This is a genomic window from Arthrobacter sp. TJ-265 (assembly GCF_058269135.1).
The window spans coordinates 99,495-105,670 of record NZ_JBZCND010000007.1 but is presented as its reverse complement, the minus strand read 5'-3'; the positions used below and the strand labels follow the sequence as shown (position 1 = coordinate 105,670).

The following is a 6,176-nucleotide window of genomic DNA, read 5'->3' as shown; positions in this document are numbered from 1 at the left end:
GGAGGCTAGGTTCAGGGAACTGGGCAAACGGATGCGCTTACTGCCCCCCGGGGAGCAGCAGATACTTATCGCCGAGCGGCGCGAGGTCCTTGACGCCCTCCAGGGGCGTGAACTCATCGATCCTGCTCTTGCCCGGCGCGCCGCCACCGCACGGATCGGGGACTGGTGGCTTCTGGACCAGGACCACGGAACATCAGGTAGTACCTGAGCCTCCGCAGGGACCATCAGCTGGAGTTACCCCGTCCTCGATCACCATGCGTGCCTCGTTGCCCGCGGACCCTCGTCGGTATTCCCTACCTCCGTGCCGTCTTGGCTCCTTCTCATAGTGTCCTACCGATCTTTCCCGCAGGAATTGACAGAGTGAGGCTACGACCACCAGCTCGGCTGCAAGCCCGTAAAGCTCAGCGGCGGGCAGCAGCGTCTCGTTGTTGCGTGTCCCCAAGGCGATCCGCGTACGGCCGTTTGGTCGGTGTCAGCTGATGGCTTGTTGAGTGAGGCGCAGGACCGTGTCGGTCATGTCTCGGTCCGCGGGTTCGGCGGTGGAGAGGATCACCGACGCCGCAAGGAGTCCGTTGACTGCTGTCACCCTCACATAGTGGGTGATGGAACCGTCCTGCGCGACCCTGTACTGGGCTAGGTTGGAATGAGGGGCAATGGGCGGTGCGTCGACGCGGGTGTAGGAAAAGCCCTGCGTGACTTCGCCGACCGTCGCGCTGAAATCGGTGCACCGTGCGGACGGGCCCGGGTCGTTGCCGACGAAGTAGTCGACCAGTTCTGCCTCGTCCGGGGCGGTGTAGATCTCCACCCGCAGGCTGGACTGGTCGTCGTTGAGGTTGCTGCGCCCGAGCACCCCCTCAAGCTCCGCTGGCGGCGGCGTGAACGCCGTGTCGGGTGCGCAGTTTGCGGGCGTATACACCCGTTCAAAGAGTGGCGGCTTCGCCAGCGCCTCCAGGTGACTGCGCGTCTGCGCTTCCGGCACGACATACAGCGGTCGCCCTCGCAGATCCGTGAGGCCGACCAGACGGTTGGTCAAACGGTCCGCGGACTCCGCGGCTGCCTCCGCGGCTGCGGGTGTCGATTCGCTGACGATACCCGGCGGCCTGTCGCGTTCGGTCTCCCCGGAGTCGCCAGTGCAGGCTGCCAGCGACAGGAGTGCGGCCACGATGACGGTCGTGCTCACGAGCGCCTTTCCTCTGTTCCCCATGATTCATCCAACCACGACCACAACAGCGAGCCTCGGACCACTGGCGTCCTGCCATGCCCGTCGCAGGAACCGGGTGTCGTTACGCTGGCTCCCATGGCTCACGTTCTGATCACCGGCATATCAGGGGCGGGAAAGTCGACCCTGCTGCACGAGCTGTTCGGGCGGGGCTACCGGACGATCGACACCGACTACGACGACTGGGTACTTCCCGACGGGACCTGGGATGAAGCGCGTATGTCGGCGCTTCTCGCGTCCGACCACTCCCTGGTTGTTTCGGGGACGGTGGAGAACCAGGGACGTTTCTACGACCGTTTCGCAGCCGTCGTACTCCTCAGTGCACCGGTGGATGTCCTCATCGAACGCGTGGCAGCTCGTACGAACAACCCCTACGGCAAGTCGACGGCGGATCAGTCCCTAATCCGTCGGCAAGTCCTCGACGTCGAACCGCTGCTACGCAGCAGCGCGACCCTCGAACTCGATGGTCGCCGACCGGTTTCAGAGCTCGCAGACGAGGTCGAATCGTTCATCGCGCCAGTAGGGTGAATCACTATGCCAATCGATCTTGTGTGTCTCGATCCCGTTGATGACGATCACGAGGCGCTGGTGGACTTCATGACGCGCAACGAGTTCACGTTCCACAGCAATCCGCGCCTTGCAGCTGAGGCCGTCGAAGCCGCAATTGCTGACGGCGCGTACCGGAGCGAGAACAACGCCTCCTTCTGGGTCGACCATGCCGAACACGGCCGCATCGGCTTTCTCCGCCTCGAGGATCTCGGTGATCCCACTCCGATGTTCGACCTGCGCCTCGATGAAAAGTACCGGGGCCGAGGTTTGGGAGTCGAAGCCCTGCAGGCGGCGACGCAGCATGTCTTCACAACATTGCCGCACGTGAACCGATTCGAAGGGCAAACCAGGGAAGACAACATCGCGATGCGCAAAACCTTTCTGCGCTGCGGCTGGGTGAAGGAAGCCCACTACCGCGAAGGATGGCCAGTCAAGGACGGCAAGCCAGTCGCTTCGGTCGCCTACTCCATCCTTCGCAGTGATTGGGAGACAGGGCGAACGACGACCTTCATCTGGGAGGACCTCAGCATTTGAGCACGGTCGTTCAAGGATCCATCGTTTCCGCTGTGAGACCGTCAGCTTGGATTCACTCACTCGAATGGTTCGAGCATGGGCATCGCGAATCGGCCGCAGTAACGTTCCGCCGCGGTCCTGACTCTGTTCAGCATGCGGATGCTGCGCGCAGATTCGTCCTAGGCAATTCGTTCAGCCGCAACATCACACAGGGGTATTCATGACCAGCAAGAAGACAGCTCGGCCAGGACTGGTGCTCAGCGTGGTCGGAGGAATCGTTCTCGTCGCCTCTGCCGTTCTTCTCGTCCTGGGCATCGACGCGCTCAACGCCGTCACCTACAGGGAATCCGGTGATTCTGGCTTTGGCGCGTACCTGCTGATCGGCTTCGGCGCTGTGGCCTTCCTCGCTGGTGGCGCCCTCCTTGCTGTCGGCCGCCGTCGCCATGCCGCGGACATGAACCGGCCTCGGACCTACGCAGACCAGCACGAAGATCACACCCTGACAGCAGAAGACCGTCCCACCAACCCCCACGACACCAAAGCACGCGAGAACCCCGTCGGCTACTGGGGCTAAAGCCTCGCCACGAGCCCTGGCGCCTCGCCTTCCGACGGATTCCGCGGCAGGAAGGGCTCTGCGGCACGCTGCGGCATGCCTTTCGTGTGGAGGGTCGTGCCGTCGCTCAGGCGCATCAGGGAAATGCCCGGGTTTCGTCTACTGGGGGCGGATGGAGATGAGTTCGGCCGGGGTGGTGTCGAGGGCGTCGCAGATCGTGGTGAGCGTGGTGAAACGGATGGCTTTGGCTTTGTTGGTCTTGAAGATGGACAGATTCGCGACAGTGATGCCGGTTCTGCGGGAGAGTTCCGTGAGGGTCATGCCGCGTTGGGTGAGCACACGGTCGAGCTGGCATTCGATGCGGCGCTTCACCGGTTCAACTCCACCGGATGCGCTTTCCTCGGTGGTGGTTTTCGGCTGGTTAGACAAGGCCGTCTGCCTCTTCCTCGAGTCGGGCTCCGGCCTTGAATGCGGCGGATAGGGCGAGGCTGACGACGCCGGTGATGATCATGAAGTAAGGCCAGCGAGGCAGTTCAGTGCTCACTACCGCGTAGTCGGCCCCGAGCGGAAACTGGACCCCCTGGGTGAGGCTGCCGGAGACCTCGAAGACCATCCGCCCGGCGATGGTGTCCAAGATGCCGTAGAGGACGCCTCCGACGATGAGGATCAGGCCGAGCGCTGTCAGGCTGATCCTCATCGTGGGCGAGAAGGGTCGGGCGGCAGCGATACTGCGGAGGGCTCGGGTGATGAGAACCGCGGCCGCGAGAGCGATAAGGATGTACAGCATGGCCGGTGTCGCGCAGAGCACCCGCAGCCAGGCAGGGGCATCGACAAGATACCCGGTGGCGCCTTCACGGAGCTCGGCCTGATTGATCTGAGGTAGTGCTGTCAGGGCCAGACGGGGTTCGGCCCCGTCGAGGGCGAAGACCACACGGCCGGCGATCGTCGTGGACACCTCGACGGCGCTCCCGATCACGGCCAGGATTGCGACGATCCAAACACTAATCACCGCAAGATTCGTGGATGTTCCTGCTGCCCGGTCGGATGTCGCGGTGTCGCTCATGATCCCCCATATCGTTTAGCAATCACCGTAGTACCGCGACGGGAGTGCAGCTCGGAAGAGGATCGGTCCTTCGTGCATACGAGACAGAAGGCAGGATTCGCTAGCGTGAAAACCTCGAGGATCGTTAGTCTCGGCCCATGACCGGCTTCCCTCAAATACTGCACACTGTTCTCGACACTACTGAGGTGAGAGGACTAGCGGAGTTCTACCGCCAACTACTCGGACTCCAGTACCGGCCAGGAGACGAGCCCGCGGATAAAAGCATGCCTGACGACGTCGACTGGCTCGTTCTCACAGACGGACAGGGCAACCGCAAGCTCGCCTTTCAGCACGTCGATCACCTGAAGCGGACGACCTGGCCCGCACCTGACGTGCCGATGCAGCTACACCTCGATCTGACCGTTCCCGACCGGGCAACACTCGAGCACCACCACTCCAGGGCGCTGGCATTAGGAGCAGAGCTCCGCTTCGATCGTACGAACGACCCGGACGAGCCCTTATACGTCTACGCCGATCCAGCCGGTCATCCGTTCTGTATCTTCGTAGCCTGAGCGACGAGGAACAGTCAGCGGGTCGATGAAGGATCCCTCAACGGGACGGTTATTGCAACCGACTGCGATAGCGCTCAAGCGTTTCGACAATAGGGCCTATGACGACGGGAAACTTGTCAACTTCCGCTGCTTCTATGGCACGAGGGTTAGGCGTGGCAAGTTGCTTGACCAAAGCCGACTTCACGTCGGGCCGTTTCACGCCATCGGGAAGCCCAAACGTAAGGATGTCGAAGGCTCGCTCTTAGTAGTGCGGAACCGACGCCCGCACTCGTCCGTGATCCGGGTTCTCACTCATCGGGTGTGGGTGTGCCCGGAGCTCAGGGCCGCTGGTAGCCATCAGGGAAGTGTGATCAAACAACTCCGAGTGCGAGCATGGCGTCCGCGACCTTCACGAAGCCGCTGATGTTGGCGCCTGCCACGTAGTCTCCCGGCAGTCCGTACTCCTCCGCGGTTGTTGCGCATCTGTCATGGATGCCCACCATGATTTCGGTGAGGCGTTGCTCGGTATGCTCGAAGGTCCAAGAATCGCGGCTGGCGTTCTGCTGCATCTCAAGCGCCGATGTTGCAACACCGCCGGCGTTGGCAGCCTTTCCGGGACCGAACAGGACACCCGCTTGCTGAAAAGCTTCCACAGCCTGGGGTGTGCACGGCATGTTCGCCCCCTCTGCCACCGCCAGCACCTCGGAGCGGATGAGCGAGCCTGCTGCTGCTTCGTCGAGTTCATTCTGCGTGGCACATGGCAGTGCGACGGTTGCTCCCACATCCCAGATAGAACCACCCTCTACGAAGTGAGCCCTGGAGCCTCGACGCTGCGCGTAGTCGGAGATCCGTCCGCGCTCGTTCTCTTTCACCTCTCGCAGCAGGTTTACGTCGATGCCGGTCTCGTCCACGACATAGCCGGAGGAGTCCGAGCATGCCACGACGGTCGCACCGAAGTGTTGTGCTTTCGCGATGGCGTGGACAGCGACATTGCCCGCACCGGACACGATGACCCGCTGTCCCTCGAGGTCCAGTCCTCGCGCTCGAAGCATCTCACGGGCGAACAGGACCGCCCCGTACCCTGTTGCTTCCGGGCGGACCAGCGACCCTCCCCAGCTGATCCCCTTGCCGGTCAGTACCCCGGATTCATACCGGTTCGTAATCCGCTTGTACTGCCCGAACAGGTAACCGATCTCCCGTCCGCCGACTCCAATATCACCCGCCGGCACGTCTGTGTACTCGCCGATATGCCGGTACAACTCCGTCATGAAAGACTGGCAGAACCGCATAACCTCCGCATCCGACTTACCCTTGGGATCGAAATCCGAGCCGCCCTTCCCGCCGCCAATCGGCATCCCGGTGAGCGCGTTCTTGAAAACCTGCTCGAAACCAAGGAACTTCACGATCCCCAGATACACCGATGGGTGAAACCGCAGCCCGCCCTTGAAGGGCCCCAACGCGGAATTGAACTCCACCCGGAACCCTCGGTTGATCTGCACGTTCCCAACGTCATCAACCCAGGGAACCCGGAAGATGATCTGCCGCTCGGGTTCGCACAATCGCTCCAATACCGCCGCATCGACGAACTCAGGATGCTTCTTCAACACCGGCCCCAGCGAGTCGAACACCTCGACCACAGCCTGATGGAACTCCGTCTCACCAGGGTTACGCCGAAACACCTGATCGCGCACAGCAGACAACGCCGAATCCATGACACCCACCGCTCTCGAGATTGGGATCCTCCGCGGG

At 62.2% G+C, this 6,176-nt stretch carries 9 protein-coding genes; 5 read left to right on the top strand and 4 right to left on the bottom strand.

The genetic code is table 11. The features are described 5' to 3' along the window. Positions 1–208 (top strand): hypothetical protein (locus AC4D2E_RS17140; protein ID WP_490953376.1); only part of this gene is annotated, 208 nt, incomplete at its 5' end. Positions 209–472: 264 nt separating this feature from the next. Here the strand turns inward: AC4D2E_RS17140 and AC4D2E_RS17135 are convergent. Next, on the bottom strand, positions 473–1,180 hold the full coding sequence (locus AC4D2E_RS17135) for a hypothetical protein (RefSeq protein WP_490953375.1): 708 nt from the start codon (positions 1,178–1,180) through the stop codon (positions 473–475). A 117-nt stretch (positions 1,181–1,297) separates the two neighbouring features. Between AC4D2E_RS17135 and AC4D2E_RS17130 the strand changes: the two genes are divergently transcribed. The 3 genes from AC4D2E_RS17130 to AC4D2E_RS17120 all read left to right on the top strand — a co-directional run bounded on the left by AC4D2E_RS17130 (position 1,298) and on the right by AC4D2E_RS17120 (position 2,855). Beyond that, positions 1,298–1,747, top strand: coding sequence for an AAA family ATPase (locus AC4D2E_RS17130; protein ID WP_490953374.1), 450 nt, complete (start codon positions 1,298–1,300; stop codon positions 1,745–1,747). A 6-nt stretch (positions 1,748–1,753) separates the two neighbouring features. Continuing rightward, complete coding sequence (locus AC4D2E_RS17125; protein WP_490953373.1) at positions 1,754–2,302, top strand: GNAT family N-acetyltransferase; 549 nt, start codon at positions 1,754–1,756, stop codon at positions 2,300–2,302. A gap of 199 nt (positions 2,303–2,501) precedes the next feature. Next, positions 2,502–2,855: a hypothetical protein gene (locus AC4D2E_RS17120; protein WP_490953372.1), complete on the top strand. Its 354-nt coding sequence runs from the start codon at positions 2,502–2,504 to the stop codon at positions 2,853–2,855. A gap of 138 nt (positions 2,856–2,993) precedes the next feature. On the opposite strand, the gene AC4D2E_RS17115 is transcribed toward AC4D2E_RS17120, so the two are convergent. Beyond that, complete coding sequence (locus tag AC4D2E_RS17115; protein ID WP_490953371.1) at positions 2,994–3,206, bottom strand: helix-turn-helix domain-containing protein; 213 nt, start codon at positions 3,204–3,206, stop codon at positions 2,994–2,996. A gap of 49 nt (positions 3,207–3,255) precedes the next feature. Beyond that, positions 3,256–3,897, bottom strand: coding sequence for a hypothetical protein (locus tag AC4D2E_RS17110; RefSeq protein WP_490953370.1), 642 nt, complete (start codon positions 3,895–3,897; stop codon positions 3,256–3,258). 137 nt (positions 3,898–4,034) lie between these two features. On the opposite strand from AC4D2E_RS17110, the gene AC4D2E_RS17105 reads away from it, so the two are divergent. Further along, complete coding sequence (locus AC4D2E_RS17105; protein ID WP_490953369.1) at positions 4,035–4,448, top strand: VOC family protein; 414 nt, start codon at positions 4,035–4,037, stop codon at positions 4,446–4,448. Between the two features lie 350 nt (positions 4,449–4,798). Here the strand turns inward: AC4D2E_RS17105 and gdhA are convergent, their stop codons facing one another. Next, positions 4,799–6,139: an NADP-specific glutamate dehydrogenase gene (gene gdhA, locus AC4D2E_RS17100; protein ID WP_490953368.1), complete on the bottom strand. Its 1,341-nt coding sequence runs from the start codon at positions 6,137–6,139 to the stop codon at positions 4,799–4,801. Positions 6,140–6,176 lie beyond the last annotated feature (37 nt).

Excerpts from the sequence above, each read along its gene's own strand:
- AC4D2E_RS17130 (WP_490953374.1), top strand. The coding sequence starts at position 1,298 with ATGGCTCACGTTCTGATCACCGGCATATCAGGGGCGGGAAAGTCGACC.
- AC4D2E_RS17125 (WP_490953373.1), top strand. The coding sequence starts at position 1,754 with ATGCCAATCGATCTTGTGTGTCTCGATCCCGTTGATGACGATCACGAG.
- AC4D2E_RS17120 (WP_490953372.1), top strand. The coding sequence starts at position 2,502 with ATGACCAGCAAGAAGACAGCTCGGCCAGGACTGGTGCTCAGCGTGGTC.
- AC4D2E_RS17110 (WP_490953370.1), bottom strand. The coding sequence starts at position 3,897 with ATGAGCGACACCGCGACATCCGACCGGGCAGCAGGAACATCCACGAAT.
- AC4D2E_RS17105 (WP_490953369.1), top strand. The coding sequence starts at position 4,035 with ATGACCGGCTTCCCTCAAATACTGCACACTGTTCTCGACACTACTGAG.
- gdhA (WP_490953368.1), bottom strand. The coding sequence starts at position 6,139 with ATGGATTCGGCGTTGTCTGCTGTGCGCGATCAGGTGTTTCGGCGTAAC.